The sequence below is a fragment of the Modicisalibacter sp. MOD 31.J genome, assembly GCF_020147985.1.
GTDB lineage: Bacteria > Pseudomonadota > Gammaproteobacteria > Pseudomonadales > Halomonadaceae > Modicisalibacter > Modicisalibacter coralii.
Genome location: NZ_JAGXFF010000005.1, coordinates 202,156 through 221,271, shown reverse-complemented (window position 1 = coordinate 221,271; position 19,116 = coordinate 202,156). Strand labels below are relative to the sequence as shown.

Sequence of the window (19,116 nt, the reverse complement as noted above, 5' to 3'; positions counted from 1 at the left end):
ATAGTCGAGTGGGCGGCCGTGCAGGCGGGGTGCGACGGCGGGTCGCGCCCCGCGCCGTCAGTGCGACAGGCCGTAGATGTAGGCCGCCACCAGATGCACCTTGTTCTCGCCGATGTACGCGGCCTGGGCCGGCATGGTGCCGTTGCGGCCCTGGCGCAGCGTCTCCAGCACGGCATCCAGCGTCGCCTGGCCCGGGCGCCGGTAGAGCCAGGTGTCGTCGGTCAGGTCGGGGGCGCCGAGGGCCGTGTTGCCCTTGGCGTCGCTGCCGTGGCAGGCCACGCAGGTCGCGGCGAACAGCGCCTTGCCCTGGGCGGCACGCGCCGTGTCGTGCTCGCCACCGGACAGGCCGACCACGTAGTTGGCGATGTTGCGCAGGTTGTCCTCGCCGAGCTGTTGCCAGGCCGGCATCACGCCGCTGCGCCCCTGGGCGATGCTCCGGGTGATCGCCTCGGGAGAGCCGCCGTAGAGCCAGTCGCCGTCGCTGAGATCGGGAAAGCCGTAGCCGCCCCGGGCGTCGGAGCCGTGGCACACCGCGCAGTTGTTGAGATACAGCCGCTCGGCGACGCGCATCGCCTCGGCATCCCCAGCCAGTTCGGGGATCGGTACCTGCTGGTAGCGGGCGAAGATCGGCGCGTACGTCTCGTGGGCCCGCTGCATCTCGGCCTGCCACTGCGTTTCCTGGGTCCAGCCCAGCAGGCCGCGATAGTTGCCCAGCCCCGGGTAGAGCGCCAGGTAGCCGAGAGCGAAGACCAGGGTGGCGATGAACAGCAGGAACCACCAGCGCGGTAGCGGGTTGTCGTATTCGTCGATGCCGTCGGCGCTATGGCCGGTGGTCTCGACCTCGCCGTGGGCGTCGGGCGACTTGTCGGTGCGGCGGTTGCCGAACAGTATCCAGGCGCAGAAGACGATGGTGCCCAGGGTGATGACGATGACCCAGGCGCTCCAGAAGCCGGGGAGGCCATGCCCCCATAGATCCTTCATGTGTCGTTGCCTCCCTTCTTCTGGCGGGCGGGGGGAGCGTCGCGGCCCGGTGGCGTGGCGTCCTCGTCCTCGTCGTCGGCGAAGGGCAGGCGGCTGGCCTCGTCGAAGTCGGACTTGCGGCGTGTCGAGTAGGCCCAGGCGACCACGCCGAGGAAGGCGATCAGGATCAGCAGGGTCATGAGGCCGCGAAAGGTGCCGATATCCATTGGGCTCACCGAGTGTCCTTGATGACGGTGCCGAGCTGCTGGAGATAGGCCACCAGCGCGGTGATTTCCTGTCTGCCCTGCACGGCGTCCCGGGCGCCGTCGATCTGCGCCTGGGTGTAGGGCACGCCGAGGCGCTTCAGGGCGCGCAGCTTGTCGGCGGTATGCGCGCCGTCGAGGGTGTTGTCGAACAGCCAGGGGTAGGCCGGCATGATCGACTCGGGGACTACGTCGCGGGGATTGTAGAGGTGAGCGCGGTGCCAGGCGTCGCTGTAGCGCCCGCCGACGCGGGCGAGATCCGGGCCGGTGCGCTTGGAGCCCCACAGGAAGGGATGGTCATAGACGAATTCGCCGGCCACGCTGTAGTGGCCGTAGCGCTCGGTCTCGGCGCGGAACGGGCGGATCATCTGCGAGTGGCAGTTGTTGCAGCCCTCGCGGATGTAGATGTCCCGGCCCTCGAGCTCGAGGGCCGAGAGCGGCTCGAGGCCCTCCACCGGCTCGGTGGTCTCCTGCTGGAAGAACAGCGGCACGATCTCGGCCAGCCCCCCGAAGCTGATCACCACCAGCACCAGCACGGCGAGCAGACCCACGTTCTTTTCGACGATCTCGTGTCTCATGCGTGTCGATTTCCCCGGTGATCAGGCGGTCTGGGCGGACGACGGGCGCAGCGTCTCGCCGCGCCGGACGGTCATCGCCACGTTGTAGGCGAGCAGCAGCATGCCGGCGAGGAAGAATCCGCCGCCGGCCCAGCGCACCACGTAGCCGGCGTGACTGGCCTCGAGCGTCTCGACGAAGGTGTACATCAGGGTGCCGTCGTCGTTGACCGCCCGCTGCATGAGCCCCTGCAGGATACCGTTGACCCACATCGCGGTGATGTAGAGCACGGTGCCGATGGTCGCCAGCCAGAAGTGCACGGCGATCAGCTTCACCGAGTACATCTCGCGCTGGCCGTAGAGACGGGGGAAGAGATGATACAGCGCGCCGAAGGTGATCATCGCCACCCAGCCCAGCGCCCCCGAGTGAACGTGACCGATGGTCCAGTCGGTGTAGTGGGAGAGCGCGTTGACGGTCTTGATCGCCATCATCGGCCCCTCGAAGGTCGACATGCCGTAGAACGACAGCGCCACCACCAGAAAGCGCAGCGTCGGGTCGGTGCGCAACTTATGCCAGGCGCCGGAGAGCGTCATCATGCCGTTGATCATGCCGCCCCAGGAGGGCGCGAGCAGGATGATCGACATCACCATGCCCAGCGACTGGGCCCAGTCGGGCAGCGCGGTGTAGTGCAGGTGGTGGGCGCCCGCCCACATGTAGGTGGTGATCAGCGCCCAGAAGTGGACGATCGACAGCCGATAGGAGTAGATGGGGCGTCCGGCCTGCTTGGGCACGAAGTAGTACATCATGCCCAGAAAGCCCGCGGTGAGCAGAAAGCCCACGGCGTTGTGGCCGTACCACCACTGGGCCATGGCGTCGATGGCGCCGGCGTAGGCGGAATAGGACTGGGTCAGCGAAACCGGGATTTCGGCGGAGTTGACGACGTGCAGCACGCCCATGGTGATGATGAAGGCCGCGTAGAACCAGTTGGCGACGTAGATGTGCGAGGTTTGGCGCCGCTTGATGGTTCCCAGGAAGACCACGCCATAGGCGACCCAGACCACGGCGATCAGGACGTCGATCGGCCACTCGAGTTCGGCGTACTCCTTCGAGGTGTTGTAACCCATCGGCAGGCTGATCAGGGCCAGCACGATCACCGCCTGCCAGCCCCAGAAGGTGAACGCCGCCAGGCCGTCGGAGAACAGCCGCGCCTGGCAGGTGCGCTGCACCACGTAGTAGGAGGTGGCGAACAGCGCCGAGCCGGCGAAGGCGAAGATCACCAGGTTGGTGTGCAGCGGGCGCAGGCGACCGAAACTGGTCCAGGGCAGGTCGAGATTGAGTGCCGGCCAGGCGAGCTGGGCGGCAATGAAGACGCCCAGGCCCATGCCCACGACCCCCCATACCACGGTCATGATCGCGAACTGTCGGACGACGCGGTAGTTGTAGGTGGGGTGTTCCAGAGCTGTGTTCATGTCAGGTTCCCGTCGAACTCAGGGCGTGGCCGTGTCGCGACCCGGTCTGCCCGCCGATGGCCACTCGCCTGCTGATGCAGGTCAACGCCGTCGAAGGATTCCCGGCGCGCCTTCGGGTAATCTGTATTCGTCGAAGCGCGGCGTCTCGCGGCAGTATAGAGAGGTGTCGACAGAAAGTGTATACAACGATTGGATACAGTAAGGTGGCCAAGCACGACTGGGCCGACAGGCTACGCGAGTCGGGCGATGCGCGACTCTACCTCGAGGGCCTGGGGCCACTGGAGATCGCCGGAGAGGCGCGCCTGGGGCGATTGCTGCTGGCGCACGGTGCCGGCGCCGGCCAGGATGCGCTGTTCATGCAGCGCCTGCGTCAGGCGCTGGCTGGGCACGGGGTGCAGACCCTGGCCTTCGAGTTCGCCTACATGCAGCGCATGCGCGAGGAGCGGCGTCGCCGCCCGCCGCCGCGTGCCGAGCGGCTGGTGGAGGAGTTTCAGGCCTGGTGCGAGGCGGTGTCGGTGGCGGGGCTCGCCGACCCCTGGCTGGGCGGCAAGTCGCTGGGTGGGCGAGTGGCGAGCCTGCTCGCCGCCGAGGCGGGCGCCCCTGGTCTGATCCTGTGCAGCTATCCGTTCCACCCGCCCGGCAAGCCGGCGCGTACCCGGCTGGCGCACTGGCCGCGACTCGCCTGCCCGACTCTGGTGCTGCAGGGCAGCCGCGATCCGTTCGGTACCCGCGAGGAGGTCGCGAGCTATACGCTGCCGGCCTGCGCCGAGGTCCATTTCCTCGCCGACGGCGAACACGACTGGCGTCCGCGCAAGGCCTCGGGGCGTACCCAGCAGTCGCTGATCGACGAAGCGGCGGAGCAGGTGGCGCGGATGATGGCGACGCATCGCAGCGCCCCAGCGCGTCGATCCGGGGTGGAAGGGACTGAAAGGCGTTGACATTGCTCGGATGGCCTGTAGAATGCAGCGCCACGTGACCGGGTGGTTAGCTCAGTCGGGAGAGCACCAGCCTTACAAGCTGGGGGTCACTGGTTCGAACCCAGTACCACCCACCATCACGTCGGAAAAGTAATGCGGACCGGTAGTTCAGTCGGTTAGAATGCCGGCCTGTCACGCCGGAGGTCGCGGGTTCGAGTCCCGTCCGGTCCGCCACGCTTTCCCGGACAGCGTTCGCGTTGTCGAATCAGTCAGGTGGTTTGCGCTCTCGGCGGTGACAGCCAGGCGCCACGTGGACCGGTAGTTCAGTCGGTTAGAATGCCGGCCTGTCACGCCGGAGGTCGCGGGTTCGAGTCCCGTCCGGTCCGCCATCGACGCCAGCAGTTGCAGTACGACCCCGGGTGGTTAGCTCAGCCGGTTAGAGCACCAGCCTCACATGCTGGGGGTCACAGGTTCGAGTCCTGTACCACCCACCAAAATGCGGACCGGTAGTTCAGTCGGTTAGAATGCCGGCCTGTCACGCCGGAGGTCGCGGGTTCGAGTCCCGTCCGGTCCGCCATTTTCTCTCCCCGTCGTACTTTCCCGTTTTCCCGATAGTCTCTAGCGCTTTTCGTTCGTGCCGGTCCCGGCTATTCAGTCCCGGTTCCCGTGTCAGTCCCGACTTTCGTGATGCCGTAGCCTTGCCATGTAGGGTAGCTCTTCGTCACAACCGCCGATCATGCGCCCATAGCGTGCTTCGCTTCTGCTCGTCGGGCATGCCGGATTGGAGTCGTGAACGGACTGGCGGCTCCCCGTGGCGATCGGGCCCCGCTCCTCGTTACGTTCGTGCCATCAACAGGCGCATCACCTGTACCCCTGTATCTTGGATAGGCTCTGGTCGAGGACCGCCGTCCTCGCCCACCTCCGCCACGAATCGCATCGTCTTACCGGACCCGGCAAGCGGTCGATCTCATAGTGACTTCGCCTCGCGCAGGCGACGTTGTCGTCCAGACCGCGCCCTCGTCGGGTTGCGTTGACGATCTGTTGTTCGGCATCCGGCGCTCGACAAAAGGACGGGGAGCCGGGCCGGAAAGCATCCGGCCCGCGATGGGAAGGGGCGGTGGGGGCGTCAACAGCCCCCTGATCGGCGCTACTGGTGCGAGTGTTGCGACGGTGGCGTCGAGTCGCCAGCGCCCTTCTTGCCCCTGGTGATGTCGTCGGCCAGCCGATCCACCAGAGACACCACGGAACTGCGCAGCGTTCGGATCTCGTCGGGGGCGAGCTCCAGCCGTCGAGCCAGCTCCTCGGGGATCTTGGCGGCCTGCGCGCGAAGTGCCTTGCCATGGGGCGTCGGGGCGATCAGTACGCGGCGCTCGTCGCGCGGGTCGCGGCGGCGGGTGATGAAGCCGCCGCGCTCCATGCGCTTCAAAAGAGGCGTCAGCGTGCCGTTGTCGAGGTGGAGGCAGGCGCCGATATCGCCGACCGTCACCGGCTCGCGCTCCCATAACATCAGCATCACCAGGTACTGCGAATAGGTGAGTCCAAGCGGCTCCAGCAGCGGCCGGTAGAGCCGCTGCAGGAGGTTGGTCGCCGCATAGAGCGGAAAACAGACCTGGTTGGCCAGTCGCAGGCGGTCGTCGTGCCACTCAGCCATCGGTGGCCTTCACGGACAGTGCCACGTCGATGTTGCCCTTGACGGCGTTGGAATACGGGCAGGTCTCGTGGGCATCGGCGACGATCTCCTCGGCGCTGGCCTGATCGACGCCCGCGATGGTGACATCGAGTGCCACCGACAGGCCGAACCCGCCGTTGCCGTTGGACACCATGCCGACCGTGGCGACCACGGTGACATCCTCGTCCTTGATCCTGCTTTCCCGATTGCGCGTGACGTGGATGACGGCGTTGCCGAAGCAGGCCGCGTAGCCGGCCGCGAAGAGCTGTTCGGGGTTGGTGGCGTCTTCCTTGCCGCCAAGTTTCTTGGGAAGGCCGAGACTCAGCTCGAGCAGCCCGTCATCGCTCTTGACGGTGCCGGCGCGTCCGCCGACGGCGGTGACAGTGGTGGAATAGATCGTGCTCATTGGGAGGCTCTCTCGTTGGTGGTTTATGTTGGATACTATTATATGGCTAGCCATATGCATAGAAAATTTCCGCGGTGGGGCGAGAGATGGCTCGGGTGGCCGAGGCAGGGTCGGCAATGGCGTGTCGGCAGGCGGTCAGTAAGAGCGGGTGAGGCCCGTTCGGCGTCTCGGAGGGGGAGTACCGTTCGAGTGCCGATGCCGATGCCGATGCCGGTGCGGCCGGGCACACGCGGCGGGGGCATGGCGCCTTTTGTCGGGTTGCGTGCCGGCCCTGACCGGGTACACTCTTTCATACGATTGTTTGAATCGCTCGTCGACAGAGTTCTCCCGGGAGGAACCGCTCGTGACCGCTGCCTATCCGCACCTCTTCCAGCCGCTCGACGTGGGCCCGCTGACCCTGCGCAATCGCGTTCTGATGGGTTCCATGCACACCAACCTGGAAGAGGCGCCGGAGGGCTTCGCGCGTCTGGCGGCGTTCTATGCCGAACGGGCCCGGGCCGGGGTGTCGCTGATCGTCACCGGGGGCATCGCGCCCAACGCCGAGGGGGCGGTCTTCCAGGGGGCGGCCAAGCTGACCGACGCCACCGAGGCCGAGCGGCATCGGGCGGTGACCCGGGCCGTCCACGCCGAGGGTGGTCACATCTGTCTGCAGATTCTGCATGCCGGGCGCTATGCCTATTCGCCGGCACTGGTCGCGCCCTCGGCGATCCAGGCGCCGATCAACCCTTATCCGCCCCGGGCGCTCGGCGCCGACGAGGTCGAGCGGACCATCGACGATTACGTGAACTGTGCGCGCCTGGCCCGCGAGGCCGGCTACGACGGCGTCGAGGTGATGGGCTCCGAGGGTTACCTGATCAACCAGTTCGTGTGTCGGCGCACCAACCGGCGAGACGATGAATGGGGCGGCGACTTCGCCAACCGCATCCGCTTCCCGGTGGCGATCGTCGAGCGCATCCGCGAGACGCTGGGGGCGGATTTCCTGATCATCTTCCGCCTGTCGATGATCGATCTGGTCGAGGAGGGCAGCACCTGGCAGGAGGTGGTGGCGCTGGGCCGCGCCATCGAGGCGGCGGGGGCGAACCTGATCAATACCGGCATCGGCTGGCATGAAGCGCGGGTACCGACCATCGTCACCAGCGTGCCGCGCGCCGTGTTCAGCGAGGTCACCCGGCGCATGAAGGCCGAAGTGACGATTCCCCTGATCACCACCAACCGTATCAACATGCCCGACGTCGCCGAGCGTCTGCTCGCCGAGGGCGTCGCCGACATGGTGTCGATGGCGCGGCCCTTCCTGGCCGACCCCGAGTGGCTGGCCAAGGCCGAACGCGACGACGCGGCGGCGATCAATACCTGCATTGCCTGCAACCAGGCGTGCCTCGACCACACCTTCCAGGGCAAGCTGACCAGTTGTCTGGTCAACCCGAGCGCCTGCCACGAGACGGAACTGGCCCTGGCGCCGGTGGCCACGCCACGCGCGGTGGCCGTGGTCGGGGCGGGACCGGCGGGGCTGGCCTGCGCGGTGAGTGCCGCCCAGCGCGGCCATCGCGTGACGCTCTTCGAGCGCGAGGCCGAGATCGGCGGCCAGTTCAATTTCGCCCGGCGCATTCCCGGCAAGGAGGAGTTCGCCGAGACGCTGCGCTACTATCGGGTGATGCTCGAACGACTCGGTGTCGCGCTGCGCCTGAACACCGCGGCCCAGGCGGAACAGCTGGTGGGTTTCGATGCCGTGGTGCTGGCCTCCGGCGTGCGCCCGCGTGCCCTCGACCTGCCGGGCATCGATCATGCCTCGGTGCTCGACTACCCGACCGCGATCCGCCATCCCGACCGCGTCGGCCGACGCGTGGCGATCGTCGGCGCCGGCGGGATCGGCTTCGACGTCGCCGAGCTGTTGACCCATGCCGGCCATCCGGCGCTCGATGGCGAGGCGTGGTGCGCGGAGTGGGGCGTGGATCTCGCCGTCGCCGAACCGGGCGGGCTGGCGCCGATGGCGGCGCCGGCCGTGCCGCGCCAGGTGTATCTGCTGCAGCGCAAGACCTCGAAGCCCGGCAAGGGGCTGGGGACCACCACCGGCTGGGTGCACCGGGCGGCGCTGCGGCACCGTGGCGTGCAGATGTTGCCCGGTTGCGAGTACCTGGGGGTCGAGGACGGCGGCCTGCGTCTGCGTGTCGACGGCGAGGAACGCCTGCTCGCGGTGGACAGCGTGGTGGTCTGTGCCGGTCAGGAGTCGGTGATCGAGTTGCTCGCGCCGCTGCGCGAGCGCGGCGCGGATGTCCACGTGATCGGCGGCGCCGAGAAGGCCGCCGAACTGGATGCCAAGCGCGCCATCGATCAGGGGACGCGCCTCGCCGCCGTGCTTTGAGGCGGGCGGCCCGCGGGGCCACCTTCCTCCCTTCGGGCAGGGTGTTAGACTGGAGTCTGTCGAGATGCCCGATGCGCCTCGCACGAGACGTCTCGACAGGCCCACGGCGTGCGATCCACGCCGACGCTCGGATGCGATGGCACCCTGTCGCGTCCGTCAACAACAACAGTCTCGCGAAAGGAACCCCCATGCCCTCCGATTGCTCGCCACGCTTTCTGGCCAGTGACAACACCTCAGGCATCTGCCCGGAAGCGCTGGAATATCTGATCGCCGCCAACCAGAGCGATGATCTCGCCTATGGCAACGACGCCTGGACGCAGCGCGCCAGCGATCGCTTTCGCACCCTCTTCGACTACGACTGTGACGTCTTCTTCGTTTTCAACGGTACCGCGGCCAATTCGCTGTCGCTGGCCTCCCTGAGCCAGAGCTATCACAGCGTGATCTGTCACGAGCTGGCGCACATCGAGACCGACGAGTGCGGCGGTCCCGAGTTCTTCTCCAACGGCTCCAAGCTGCTCACCGCCAGCGGCGAGCACGGCAAGCTGACCCCCGACGGCATCGAGCGCCTGGTGACCAAGCGCAGCGACATCCACTACCCCAAGCCGCGGGTGGTGTCGATCACCCAGGCCACCGAAGTGGGCACGCTCTACACCCGGGAAGAACTGCTGGGCATTCGCGCCATGGCCGACAAGTACGACCTGCGCCTGCACATGGACGGCGCGCGCTTTGCCAACGCCTGTGCGGCGCTCGAGGCGTCGCCGGCCGAGCTCACCTGGCAGGCCGGTGTCGACGTGCTGTGCTTTTCGGGCACCAAGAACGGCCTGCCGATGGGCGAGGCGGTGGTGTTCTTCAACCGCGACATGGCCGAGGACTTCGACTACCGCTGCAAGCAGGCCGGTCAGCTTGCCTCCAAGATGCGTTTCATCGCCGCCCCCTGGCTGGGGCTTCTGGAGACCGGCGCCTGGCTCGACAACGCCCGGCATGCCAACGCCATGGCCCGTTACCTGGCCGAGGGGCTGACCACGCTGCCCGGCGCCCGGCTGATGTTTCCGCCCCAGGCCAACAGCGTGTTCGTCGAACTGCCGCCCGACGTGCTGGCGCGTTTGCGCGAACTCGGCTGGACCTTCTATACCTTCATCGGTGCTGGCGGGGCGCGCTTCGTGTGTGCCTGGAACACCTCGACCGAACTGCTCGACGAGTTGTTGACCGACATCCGGACGGCGCTCGAGGCCGCTTAGGCTTTGTACGAAAACTGCCTGCGCTTGGCAATACAGCGTTAAAATCGGCTCAAAATGCTCATTTACACCCCGTAAACTCCGCTTTTTCGCCGATTTTGCCTTGTCTTGCCTTCACTCGCCGACTTTTCGTACAAACCCTGGGCGTTTTCCGAAAACTGCCTGCGCTCGTCACTGTCGTACAGGCGTCAAGCCGGCCCCGGCTTGACGAATTTCCTTATTTCGCGATCGAACCTTCGCGGGGCCCGGGGCTCTTAGCTTGAAAGAGGGGCACCGCGCGGTTGCGTTGAATGACCTCATGGCCAGCTCTCCATCGTCAGTCGTTTATCCGTCTACGCTGATCAATACGCCAGCCCGGAAATCACAGACTGTTGTCAGCGACCGGGTGTCGCGATCTAAGGAGGCCTCAATGAGCATCTTCGACCATGTGCAGAACCGCTACGAGCAGGTTCAGCAGGAAGAGATGAGTCTTCAGGAATACCTGGAACTGTGCCGAACGGACCCCGGGGCATATGCCAGCGCCGCGGAGCGCATGTTGAAAGCCATCGGCGAGCCGGAAGTGATCGACACGTCGAAGGACTCTCGCCTGTCGCGTATCTTCACCAACAAGGTCATCCGGCGTTACCCGGCCTTTTCCGAGTTCTACGGCATGGAGGAGGCGATCGAGCAGATCGTCGCCTATTTCCGCCATGCGGCGCAGGGCCTCGAGGAGCGCAAGCAGATTCTCTACCTGCTGGGCCCGGTGGGGGGCGGCAAGTCGTCGCTGGCCGAACGGCTCAAGCTCTTGATGGAGCGGGTGCCCTTCTACGCCATCAAGGGGTCTCCGGTCTTCGAGTCGCCGCTGGGGCTGTTCTCCCCCGAGGAGGATGGCGAGCTGCTCGAGAAGGAGTACGGCATTCCCCAGCGCTACCTGAAGAGCGTGATGTCGCCCTGGGCGGCCAAGCGGCTCAAGGAGTACGGCGGCGACATCTCGCAGTTCCGCGTGGTGCGCCTGCACCCGTCGCGGCTCAACCAGATCGCGGTCTCCAAGACCGAACCCGGCGACGAGAACAACCAGGACATCTCCTCGCTGGTGGGCAAGGTCGATATCCGCCAGCTCGAGCTCTATTCCCAGGACGACCCCGACGCTTACAGCTTCTCCGGGGGCCTGTGCAAGGCCAACCAGGGGCTGATGGAGTTCGTCGAGATGTTCAAGGCACCGATCAAGGTGCTGCACCCCCTGCTGACCGCGACCCAGGAGGGCAACTACAACCCCACCGAGGGCATGGGCGCGATCCCCTTCGAGGGCGTCATCCTCGCCCACTCCAACGAGAGCGAGTGGCAGCAGTTCCGCAACAACCGCAACAACGAGGCCTTCCTCGACCGCGTGTTCATCGTCAAGGTGCCCTACTGCCTGCGCGTCTCCGAAGAGATCAAGATCTACCAGAAGCTGCTCGAGCACTCCTCGCTCAACGAGGCGCCCTGCGCACCCGACACCCTGCGCCTGCTGGCCCAGTTCTCGGTGCTCTCGCGGCTCAAGGAGCCGGAGAATTCGAGCATCTACTCGAAGATGCGCGTCTATGACGGCGAGAATCTCAAGGACACCGACCCCAAGGCCAAGTCGATTCAGGAGTATCGCGACGCCGCCGGGGTCGACGAGGGCATGGACGGGCTGTCGACGCGCTTCGCCTTCAAGATCCTCTCCAAGGTGTTCAACTTCGACAGTCACGAGGTCGCCGCCAACCCGGTGCATCTGCTCTACGTGCTCGAGCAGCGACTCGAGCAGGAGCAACTGCCCAAGGAGACCCACGAGCGCTACCTGCGCTTCATCAAGGAGTTCCTGGCGCCGCGTTACGTCGACTTCATCGGCAAGGAGATCCAGACCGCCTATCTCGAGTCCTACAGCGAGTACGGCCAGAACATCTTCGATCGCTACGTGACCTACGCCGACTTCTGGATCCAGGATCAGGAATACCGCGATCCCGAGACCGGCCACATGTTCGACCGTCAGGCCCTCAACGAGGAGCTGGAAAAGATCGAGAAGCCGGCGGGCATCTCCAACCCCAAGGACTTCCGTCACGAGGTGGTCAACTTCGTGCTGCGGGCGCGTGCCCAGAACAACGGCATGAATCCCAGCTGGCAGTCCTACGAGAAACTCAAGGGCGTGATCGAGCAGAAGATGTTCGCCAACACCGAGGAACTGCTGCCGGTCATCTCCTTCAACGCCAAGGCCTCGGAGGCCGACAAGCGCAAGCACGAGGATTTCGTGGCCAGGATGGTCGAGCGGGGGTATACCGAAAAGCAGGTGCGCCTGCTTTCCGAATGGTATCTGCGCGTCCGCAAGTCGCACTGACCGTCGCTATCGGCCGGGGGCGGGGCGTCGATGGCGTCCCGCGCTCCCCGTCGCGACCCAACGCGAGAGCGCCGAATGGTGCGGCGAGAGCCGACAGGCATCCCGTGCGCTCCCTGGGGAGGCATGCATGAGCTATTTCATCGATCGACGGCTCAACGACCGTCACAAGAGCGAGGTCAACCGGCAGCGGTTCCTGGACCGCTACCGGACCCACATCAAGCGCTCGGTGGAGGAGGCCGTCAACAAGCGCTCGATCACCGACATGGAACGCGGCGAGAAGATCTCGATTCCTGCCCGCGACATCTCCGAGCCGGTCTTCCAGCACGGGCCGGGCGGCAAGCGTACCGTGGTCAGTCCCGGCAACAAGGAGTTCGTCGCGGGTGACCGGCTGCGTCGCCCCGGCGGTGGCGGGGGTGGCGGGGGCGCCGGCGAGGGCAGCGCCTCCAACCAGGGCGAGGGCATGGACGAGTTCGCCTTCTCACTGACCCGCGAGGAGTTTCTCGACTTCGTCTTCGACGGCCTCGAGCTGCCGCACCTCGAGCGCAAGCAACTGCTCGATCTCGACGAGGTGCGGCCGGTGCGCGCGGGTATCGCCCGCGACGGGGTGCCGGCACGCATCAACATCGTGCGCTCGATGCGTCAGGCCCAGGCCCGGCGCATCGCCATGCGCGCCCCGATCCGGCGCGCCCTGCGCGAGGCCGTGGCGGCCCTCGAGGAGGAGGAGCGCAAGGATCCGGTGCTGCGCAATCCGGCGCGGATCGCCGAACTCAAGGCCGAGATCGAACGTCTCGAGAAGCGTCTCGAGTCGGTGCCGTTCATCGATACCTACGACCTGCGCTACAACAACCTGATCAACCAGCCGCAGCCGTCGAACAAGGCGGTGATGTTCTGCGTGATGGACGTCTCGGGGTCGATGACCCAGGCGCACAAGGACATCGCCAAGCGCTTCTTCCTGCTGCTCTACCTGTTCCTCGAGCGCAACTACGAAAAGGTCGAGCTGGTCTTCGTGCGTCATCACACCGCCGCCAAGGAGGTCGACGAGGAGGAGTTCTTCTACTCCCGGGAGACCGGCGGGACCATCGTCTCCAGTGCCCTGACGCTGGTCGACGAGATCGTTCGCGACCGCTATCCGGCGAGTCAGTGGAATCTCTACGTGGCCCAGGCCTCGGATGGCGACAACTGGGACGACGATTCCACGACCTGCCGGGAGCTGCTGGTCAAGTCGCTGATGCCGCGCCTGCAGTACTTCACCTACGTCGAGATCACGCCCCACGCCCACCAGGCGCTGTGGGAGGAGTACGAGAGCGTGCAGGCCGAGTTTCCGCAGCGCTTCGCCATGCGGCAGATCGTCGAGGCCGGGGACATCTATCCGGTGTTCCGTGAACTCTTCCGGCGCCGCGCCGAGCAGTGAATTCGGCCCAGGAGGCAGCATCATGACCCGACGCACCCCGATCGCCACCGGTTCGGACTGGAACTTCGAGACGCTCACGGCCTACGAGCGGGAGATCGCCCGCCTGGCCGACGAGTATCGCCTGGATACCTATCCCAACCAGATCGAGATCATCACCTCGGAACAGATGATGGACGCCTATGCCAGCGTGGGCATGCCGATCGGCTATCACCACTGGTCGTTCGGCAAGCAGTTCCTGGCAGTGGAGCAGGCCTACCGGCGCGGTCAGATGGGGCTCGCCTACGAGCTGGTGATCAACTCCGATCCCTGCATCGCCTATCTCATGGAAGAGAACACCCTGATGATGCAGATATTGGTCATGGCGCACGCCTGCTATGGCCACAACTCCTTCTTCAAGGGCAACTACCTGTTCCGTACCTGGACCGACGCCTCGGCGATCGTCGACTACCTGGTGTTCGCCCGCAAGTACGTCTCCGAATGCGAGGAACGTCACGGCGTCACCGCCGTGGAGCAACTGCTCGACGCCTGTCACGCGCTGCAGAACTATGGGGTCGACCGCTACAAGCGCCCGTCGCCGATCTCCGCCGAGGAGGAGGCGCGGCGTCAGGCGGAACGTGCCGAGTACCTGCAGTCGCAGGTCAACCTGCTGTGGCGCACGATTCCCGATACCGCCTCCGCCCTCGGCCCCGAGCACGACGACGGGGACGACCCGCTGGGTCTGCACCGCCACGGGCGCTACCCGGCGGAGCCGCAGGAGAACCTGCTCTACTTCATCGAGAAGAACGCGCCGCTGCTCGAACCCTGGCAGCGCGAGATCGTGCGCATCGTCAGAAAGCTTGCCCAGTATTTCTATCCCCAGCGCCAGACCCAGGTGATGAACGAGGGCTGGGCGACCTTCTGGCACTACACCATCATGAATCGGCTGTTCGACGAAGGGCTGGTGGACGAGGGGGTGATTCTCGAGTTCCTGCAGTCGCATACCGCCGTGGTCAGCCAGCAGGGCTTCGACAGTCCCTACTTCAACGGCATCAATCCCTATGCGCTGGGCTTCGCGATGTTCACCGACATCAAGCGCATCTGCCAGGAACCCACCGCCGAGGACCGCGAGTGGTTTCCCGACATGGCTGGCAGCGACTGGCTGGAGACGCTGCATTTCGCGATGCGCAACTTCAAGGACGAGTCGTTCATCCAGCAGTTCCTGTCGCCCAAGGTGATCCGCGATCTCAAGCTGTTCTCGCTGGTCGACGACGATCAGGACGAGATGCTGACCATCGAGGCGATCCACGACGAAGACGGCTACCGGCGCATTCGCGAGGCGCTGTCCACGCAGTATGCGCTGTCGGTGCGCGAGCCCAACATCCAGGTCTGGGAGGCCGACATTCGCGGCGATCGTTCGCTGACGCTGCATCACGTGCAGGACCGTCGGCGGCCGCTGGCCAAGAGCGTCTATCCGGTGCTGCGTCACCTGCACCAGTTGTGGGGGTTCCCGATCAAGCTGCTGTCGATGGAGGGCGAGGAGGTCGTGCGGCGCTATCAGTGGCCACTGCCGGCGGATCTCGAGACGCGCGCCTGACGCCCGCGCTCCGCGTCAAATGGGGCGGGCAGGGCGGCGGATGGGCGAGACAACGGCAGAAGAGGGATAGTCAGTGGGGAGAGAGGACGGCACGTCGTACTGAAGTGGCGTGCCGTCCCGTGTGCTCAGCCTTTCTTGGTCCAGGACTGGCACCAGCCTTCCGGGGCGACGCTGTTCTGCGGGAACAACTGGCAACCGTTGTTGGCGTCCTTGAAGAACATGCAGTTGGCGCACGTCTCGCCCTTCGAGTAGGCCGGGTTGTCACTGGCCTGGCTGGCCTCGGTCACGTAGTGCAGGGCCTTGGCCTGCGGGTTGTTCGGGTCCAGCGGCGGCAGGTCCTGGGCGAAGGCGCGCTGCGAGAGGATGCCGGCTCCCAGGGGCAGGGCGGCGAGTCCCAGCAGGCTATGGCGCATGAAGTCGCGACGACTCTGATTGGCCATGGTGTCTCCTCGTTTCTGGCTGTCGATCAGGCCGCCTCGGCGTTGTCACGCCTCGGTGGCGTTGTCAGGTTTTGTCACGGTCGGGCGATGCCCCGTCGATGGTCGGTCGCCGGGGCTCGACGACATCGAGCGTAAAACATCGTCCTTCATTAGCCTAGTAGAAAGTGTATACAGAAAACCAGGATAAAATGTATACAGTCGCGACAAGGGATATCGATCGCGACTCGCCATCGAGGAGGGCGCATGCGTTTCACCACCTTCACCACGCCATTCGGCGAATGGTTGCTGGCCGGCGATGCCCAGGGCCTGCGGCACCTGCGCTTCGATGCTACCCATCGGGACGCGGAATGGTCGCGCGACGATGCGTCGCTGGCGCCGGCACGCGATGAGATTCTCGCCTATCTCGACGGGCGTCGGCGCCATTTCGACATCGATGTCGCCCCGCAGGGCAGCGAGGCCCAGCGCGAGGTCTGGGCGGCCGTGATGCGCATTCCCTACGCGGCGACCCGCACCTATGGCGATCTGACCCGGCGGCTGGGCGACGACAAGGCGGTGATCGCCGTGACCGGCGCCGTCGCCGCCAATCCCTTGCCGGTGCTGGTGCCCTGTCATCGCGTGGTCACGGCCAGTGGCCCGGGGAGCTATCAGGGCGGCGAGGCGCTCAAGCGTCGTCTCCTCGAACTGGAAGCGGCGCCCGGCGCGTGACGCCACTGCCTCGCGAACCTCGGCGCTGATATACTCCCGGCAGTCGTGAGCCCCGGCTCACCGAGCGCACGCTGGTAGCGAGGAGAACCCGATGCAGAACGCCGTGATTCTGATCAACGCCGAAAAGGGCCGGATCAAGGCCGTCGCCGAGAAACTGGCCGAGGTCGATGGCATCAGCGAAGTCTATTCCACCTGCGGTCGCTACGATCTGGTGGCCATCGCCCGGACCCGGGATTTCGAGAGCCTCGCCACGCTGGTCACCGAGCGTCTGATCAAGGTCGAGGGGATCCGCGAGACCGAGACGCTCAACGCCCTGCAGGTCCACTCCCGGCACGACCTGGAGACGATGTTCAGCGTCGGGCTCTGAGCGCATGATGCGAATCCTTGTCGACCCATTGTCACCCCGCCGATGCCACGTCGCCGGGGGGATCTCGTGATCGACGCCGTCATGGACGTCCTCGGTCGCGGGGCCCGCAAGCTGGGTATCTCGCTGGCCTTCGTGGTGGTCGCCAGCGGGCTCTGGTACTGGCAGGAGCGCGATGTCCGCGAGCGGCTGGTGTGGATGGGACTGCCCGACTGGGACATTTCGCAGCCGCTCGGCCTGTCCCGGGTGCTGCGCAACGACGGCGTGTTGATCGGCTGGTCGGATCTGCGCGTGGGGGCGCTATGGGTCGGCTATCAGTTGCGCCCGGTGAGGGACGACGCTTCCATCGGCGAGCGCCCCGGCTTCCGCCGCGACTGGCGCGCCTTGTGGCCGGTCGCCCCGGACGACTACCTGGGCAGCGGCTACGATCGCGGCCACTTGGCCCCCAACTACGCCATCGCCGCCAACTACGGGCGCCAGGCCCAGCGCGACACCTTCCTGATGTCGAACATCGCGCCGCAACGGCCGAACCTCAACCGGCGGCTCTGGCAACGCCTGGAAGAGGTGGTGATCGACGACTTCGCGCCGCGCTTCGGCACCCTGCAGGTGATCGACGGGCCGATCTACGCCGAGCCCTGGTACCGCGGGGCGCTGCGCCGGGTGGGCTTCGTCGAGATTCCGCAGGCCTTCTACAAGATCGTCGTCGTGCCGGGACCGCACCCGCGGGCGCTGGCCTTCGTCATGCCGCAAGAGGTGCGCGGCAACGAGCCTCTCGACCGCTATTTGGTGAGCATCGATCAGATCGAGGCGCGCACCGGGCTGGATTTTTTCCCCCAACTGCCGGGGCCCGTCGAACACTCTCTGGAGTCGACGGTCGATACCCGGGGCTGGCACCTCGACAGCGTGGCACGGCAGCCGGCGCGCTTCTGAGGCTGACGCGCTCCACCGCCCACGACCCCTGGGTGGACGGTCGAGTGCAGGCGTCAGAACGGGTAGGGCGGTGGGGCGTCCTTGATCGTCACCCATTGCCAGTGAGTGTACTGCTCCCAGTCGGCGGGGCCGCCGACGCTGGTGCCGTTCCCCGAGGCGCCGGTGCCGCCGAAGGGGTTGATCACCTCGTCGGCCACGGTCTGGTCATTGATGTGCAACAGCCCGGTGTGCAGGCGTTCGCCCAGCGCCATGGCGCGCCCCACCGAGGCCGAGATGATCCCGGCCGACAGGCCGTAATCGGTGTCGTTGACCCGGTCCACGGCCTCGTCGTCATCGTCGAAGGCAATGATGTTGGCGACCGGGCCGAACACTTCCTCCTCGAAGGCGCGCATGCCCGGGGTGACGTTGGAGAGTACCGTAGCCGCGTAGAACAGGCCGTCATGGGTGCCGCCGGCTTCGAGCGCCGCGCCGGCGGCGACCGAGTCGTCGACGATCGACTTGACGTGCTGCAACTGCGTGTCATCGATGATCGGGCCCAGCGCGACCTCGCCGGCGGCCGGGTCGCCCACCGGCAACTGGCGGGCCTTGTCGGCCAGGCGTCGTGTCAGTTCGTCGGCGATGCTGCGATGGACCAGGACGCGCCCGGTGGCCATGCAGATCTGCCCCTGGTGGAAATAGGCGCCGAAGGCGATCGCCGAGACCGCCAGGTCGAGATCGGCATCCTCGCACACGATCAGGGCGTTCTTGCCGCCCAGTTCCAGCGAGACTTTCTTCAAGTGCTTGCCGGCCAGCTCGCCGATGCGCCGCCCGGCGGGCGTGGAGCCGGTGAAGGCGATCATCGGTACGCCGGGCGCCTCGACCAGTGCCTGTCCGGCATCGGCACCGCCGGGCAAGACATGCAGCAGGCCCTTGGGCAGGCCGGCGGCGTGCAGGACCTCGGCAATGGCGAAGCCGCCGGCGAAGGGTGTGCGCGGGTCCGGCTTGAGCACCACCGCGTTACCCACCGCCAGGGCCGGCGCCACCGAGCGTAGCGAGAGCACCAGTGGGAAGTTGAACGGCGAAATCACGCCGATCACGCCCAAGGGCAGGCGGCGTGCCAGACTCAGGCGTCCCGGGGCGCTGGGCAGCACCTGGCCGCAGGCCTCGAGCGGCATCGCCGCGGCGCGTTGCAGCAGCACGACCGCTTCGTTGACCTCGTGACGACCCTTGGCGAGGATGCCGCCCGTCTCGCGGGCGATCAGGCTCGCCACCGTATCCGCCTGTTCCTGAAGGAGGGCGGCGGCGCGATGGAACACCGCTGCCCGCTCGCGGGGCGGGGTTGCCGCCCAGTCGCGCTGAGCGTCACGGGCACGGGTCACGGCGCGGGTCACCGCCTCGGGGCCGGCCTTGCCGACACGATGTAGCGGCTGGCCGGAGGCCGGCTCGATCACCTCGAGGGAGTCGGGGGCGTCTATCCAGTCGCCGTCGAAGAGCCTGTCTCGCCAGGTCTCGGCCTGGGCCAGGGGAGTCGAAAGGGGCATGTCTTGTC

17 protein-coding genes and 5 tRNA genes are annotated in these 19,116 nt (G+C 66.3%); 14 read left to right on the top strand and 8 right to left on the bottom strand.

Features of this window, described 5'->3' with window-relative positions:
• Positions 1-57: 57 nt before the first annotated feature.
• Genes ccoP through ccoN form a run of 4 tightly spaced genes read right to left on the bottom strand, consistent with a single transcriptional unit; the run spans position 58 to position 3,247 of the window.
• Positions 58-981 carry a cytochrome-c oxidase, cbb3-type subunit III gene (gene ccoP, locus KGR00_RS17845; RefSeq protein WP_129142135.1) on the bottom strand — a complete coding sequence of 308 codons (924 nt, stop codon included), beginning with the start codon at positions 979-981 and terminating at the stop codon, positions 58-60.
• Positions 978-1,187 carry a cbb3-type cytochrome c oxidase subunit 3 gene (locus KGR00_RS17840; RefSeq protein ID WP_129142143.1) on the bottom strand — a complete coding sequence of 70 codons (210 nt, stop codon included), beginning with the start codon at positions 1,185-1,187 and terminating at the stop codon, positions 978-980. The genes ccoP and KGR00_RS17840 overlap by 4 nt, the downstream gene beginning before the upstream one ends.
• A gap of 5 nt (positions 1,188-1,192) precedes the next feature.
• Positions 1,193-1,801, bottom strand: coding sequence for a cytochrome-c oxidase, cbb3-type subunit II (gene ccoO, locus KGR00_RS17835; RefSeq protein WP_224418877.1), 609 nt, complete (start codon positions 1,799-1,801; stop codon positions 1,193-1,195).
• 21 nt (positions 1,802-1,822) lie between these two features.
• A complete protein-coding gene (gene ccoN / locus KGR00_RS17830) occupies positions 1,823-3,247 on the bottom strand; it encodes a cytochrome-c oxidase, cbb3-type subunit I (RefSeq protein ID WP_224418878.1) in 1,425 nt (474 codons plus the stop codon).
• A gap of 203 nt (positions 3,248-3,450) precedes the next feature.
• Here ccoN and KGR00_RS17825 point away from each other — a divergent pair, with 203 nt between their 5' ends.
• From KGR00_RS17825 to KGR00_RS17800, 6 genes are all read left to right on the top strand, one after another.
• Positions 3,451-4,185 carry an alpha/beta family hydrolase gene (locus tag KGR00_RS17825; RefSeq protein ID WP_224418879.1) on the top strand — a complete coding sequence of 245 codons (735 nt, stop codon included), beginning with the start codon at positions 3,451-3,453 and terminating at the stop codon, positions 4,183-4,185.
• 40 nt (positions 4,186-4,225) lie between these two features.
• Positions 4,226-4,301: transfer RNA gene (locus tag KGR00_RS17820), tRNA-Val, on the top strand.
• A 20-nt stretch (positions 4,302-4,321) separates the two neighbouring features.
• A tRNA-Asp gene (locus tag KGR00_RS17815) sits at positions 4,322-4,398 on the top strand.
• A gap of 78 nt (positions 4,399-4,476) precedes the next feature.
• A tRNA-Asp gene (locus KGR00_RS17810) sits at positions 4,477-4,553 on the top strand.
• Positions 4,554-4,581: 28 nt separating this feature from the next.
• Positions 4,582-4,658, top strand: a tRNA-Val gene (locus KGR00_RS17805).
• A gap of 6 nt (positions 4,659-4,664) precedes the next feature.
• Positions 4,665-4,741: transfer RNA gene (locus KGR00_RS17800), tRNA-Asp, on the top strand.
• Positions 4,742-5,311: 570 nt separating this feature from the next.
• Here the strand turns inward: KGR00_RS17800 and KGR00_RS17795 are convergent.
• Together KGR00_RS17795 and KGR00_RS17790 are read right to left on the bottom strand one after the other, a co-directional pair.
• Positions 5,312-5,815 (bottom strand): MarR family transcriptional regulator, encoded by a 504-nt coding sequence (locus KGR00_RS17795; RefSeq protein ID WP_224418880.1) that lies wholly within the window; start codon positions 5,813-5,815, stop codon positions 5,312-5,314.
• Positions 5,808-6,239 carry an organic hydroperoxide resistance protein gene (locus KGR00_RS17790; RefSeq protein WP_224418881.1) on the bottom strand — a complete coding sequence of 144 codons (432 nt, stop codon included), beginning with the start codon at positions 6,237-6,239 and terminating at the stop codon, positions 5,808-5,810. The genes KGR00_RS17795 and KGR00_RS17790 overlap by 8 nt, the downstream gene beginning before the upstream one ends.
• 343 nt (positions 6,240-6,582) lie before the next feature.
• Here KGR00_RS17790 and KGR00_RS17785 point away from each other — a divergent pair, with 343 nt between their 5' ends.
• From KGR00_RS17785 to KGR00_RS17765, 5 genes are all read left to right on the top strand, one after another.
• Positions 6,583-8,598 (top strand): FAD-dependent oxidoreductase, encoded by a 2,016-nt coding sequence (locus KGR00_RS17785; protein WP_224418882.1) that lies wholly within the window; start codon positions 6,583-6,585, stop codon positions 8,596-8,598.
• A gap of 188 nt (positions 8,599-8,786) precedes the next feature.
• The gene (locus KGR00_RS17780) at positions 8,787-9,836 is read left to right on the top strand and encodes a low specificity L-threonine aldolase (RefSeq protein WP_224418883.1); all 1,050 of its coding nucleotides are present in this window, start codon (positions 8,787-8,789) and stop codon (positions 9,834-9,836) included.
• Between the two features lie 406 nt (positions 9,837-10,242).
• A complete protein-coding gene (locus tag KGR00_RS17775) occupies positions 10,243-12,165 on the top strand; it encodes a PrkA family serine protein kinase (RefSeq protein WP_129142140.1) in 1,923 nt (640 codons plus the stop codon).
• A gap of 127 nt (positions 12,166-12,292) precedes the next feature.
• Positions 12,293-13,576, top strand: a complete 1,284-nt coding sequence (locus tag KGR00_RS17770; protein ID WP_224418884.1) for a YeaH/YhbH family protein — start codon at positions 12,293-12,295, stop codon at positions 13,574-13,576.
• 22 nt (positions 13,577-13,598) lie between these two features.
• Positions 13,599-15,149: a SpoVR family protein gene (locus KGR00_RS17765; RefSeq protein ID WP_129140556.1), complete on the top strand. Its 1,551-nt coding sequence runs from the start codon at positions 13,599-13,601 to the stop codon at positions 15,147-15,149.
• A 125-nt stretch (positions 15,150-15,274) separates the two neighbouring features.
• Here the strand turns inward: KGR00_RS17765 and KGR00_RS17760 are convergent, their stop codons facing one another.
• Positions 15,275-15,589, bottom strand: a complete 315-nt coding sequence (locus KGR00_RS17760; RefSeq protein ID WP_129140557.1) for a high-potential iron-sulfur protein — start codon at positions 15,587-15,589, stop codon at positions 15,275-15,277.
• Between the two features lie 243 nt (positions 15,590-15,832).
• Here KGR00_RS17760 and KGR00_RS17755 point away from each other — a divergent pair, with 243 nt between their 5' ends.
• From KGR00_RS17755 to KGR00_RS17745, 3 genes are all read left to right on the top strand, one after another.
• Positions 15,833-16,294 carry a methylated-DNA--[protein]-cysteine S-methyltransferase gene (locus tag KGR00_RS17755; protein ID WP_224418885.1) on the top strand — a complete coding sequence of 154 codons (462 nt, stop codon included), beginning with the start codon at positions 15,833-15,835 and terminating at the stop codon, positions 16,292-16,294.
• Between the two features lie 91 nt (positions 16,295-16,385).
• The gene (locus KGR00_RS17750) at positions 16,386-16,661 is read left to right on the top strand and encodes an Lrp/AsnC ligand binding domain-containing protein (protein ID WP_224418886.1); all 276 of its coding nucleotides are present in this window, start codon (positions 16,386-16,388) and stop codon (positions 16,659-16,661) included.
• Between the two features lie 81 nt (positions 16,662-16,742).
• Positions 16,743-17,588 (top strand): DNA/RNA non-specific endonuclease, encoded by an 846-nt coding sequence (locus tag KGR00_RS17745; RefSeq protein WP_224419862.1) that lies wholly within the window; start codon positions 16,743-16,745, stop codon positions 17,586-17,588.
• A gap of 53 nt (positions 17,589-17,641) precedes the next feature.
• On the opposite strand, the gene KGR00_RS17740 is transcribed toward KGR00_RS17745, so the two are convergent.
• Positions 17,642-19,108: a benzaldehyde dehydrogenase gene (locus KGR00_RS17740; RefSeq protein WP_224418887.1), complete on the bottom strand. Its 1,467-nt coding sequence runs from the start codon at positions 19,106-19,108 to the stop codon at positions 17,642-17,644.
• Positions 19,109-19,116 lie beyond the last annotated feature (8 nt).

Excerpts from the sequence above, each read along its gene's own strand:
- KGR00_RS17750 (WP_224418886.1), top strand. The coding sequence starts at position 16,386 with ATGCAGAACGCCGTGATTCTGATCAACGCCGAAAAGGGCCGGATCAAG.
- KGR00_RS17780 (WP_224418883.1), top strand. The coding sequence starts at position 8,787 with ATGCCCTCCGATTGCTCGCCACGCTTTCTGGCCAGTGACAACACCTCA.
- KGR00_RS17795 (WP_224418880.1), bottom strand. The coding sequence starts at position 5,815 with ATGGCTGAGTGGCACGACGACCGCCTGCGACTGGCCAACCAGGTCTGT.
- KGR00_RS17760 (WP_129140557.1), bottom strand. The coding sequence starts at position 15,589 with ATGGCCAATCAGAGTCGTCGCGACTTCATGCGCCATAGCCTGCTGGGA.
- KGR00_RS17745 (WP_224419862.1), top strand. The coding sequence starts at position 16,743 with ATGGACGTCCTCGGTCGCGGGGCCCGCAAGCTGGGTATCTCGCTGGCC.
- KGR00_RS17840 (WP_129142143.1), bottom strand. The coding sequence starts at position 1,187 with ATGGATATCGGCACCTTTCGCGGCCTCATGACCCTGCTGATCCTGATC.
- ccoO (WP_224418877.1), bottom strand. The coding sequence starts at position 1,801 with ATGAGACACGAGATCGTCGAAAAGAACGTGGGTCTGCTCGCCGTGCTG.
- KGR00_RS17770 (WP_224418884.1), top strand. The coding sequence starts at position 12,293 with ATGAGCTATTTCATCGATCGACGGCTCAACGACCGTCACAAGAGCGAG.
- ccoN (WP_224418878.1), bottom strand. The coding sequence starts at position 3,247 with ATGAACACAGCTCTGGAACACCCCACCTACAACTACCGCGTCGTCCGA.
- KGR00_RS17740 (WP_224418887.1), bottom strand. The coding sequence starts at position 19,108 with ATGCCCCTTTCGACTCCCCTGGCCCAGGCCGAGACCTGGCGAGACAGG.
- KGR00_RS17790 (WP_224418881.1), bottom strand. The coding sequence starts at position 6,239 with ATGAGCACGATCTATTCCACCACTGTCACCGCCGTCGGCGGACGCGCC.
- KGR00_RS17755 (WP_224418885.1), top strand. The coding sequence starts at position 15,833 with ATGCGTTTCACCACCTTCACCACGCCATTCGGCGAATGGTTGCTGGCC.
- ccoP (WP_129142135.1), bottom strand. The coding sequence starts at position 981 with ATGAAGGATCTATGGGGGCATGGCCTCCCCGGCTTCTGGAGCGCCTGG.
- KGR00_RS17765 (WP_129140556.1), top strand. The coding sequence starts at position 13,599 with ATGACCCGACGCACCCCGATCGCCACCGGTTCGGACTGGAACTTCGAG.
- KGR00_RS17775 (WP_129142140.1), top strand. The coding sequence starts at position 10,243 with ATGAGCATCTTCGACCATGTGCAGAACCGCTACGAGCAGGTTCAGCAG.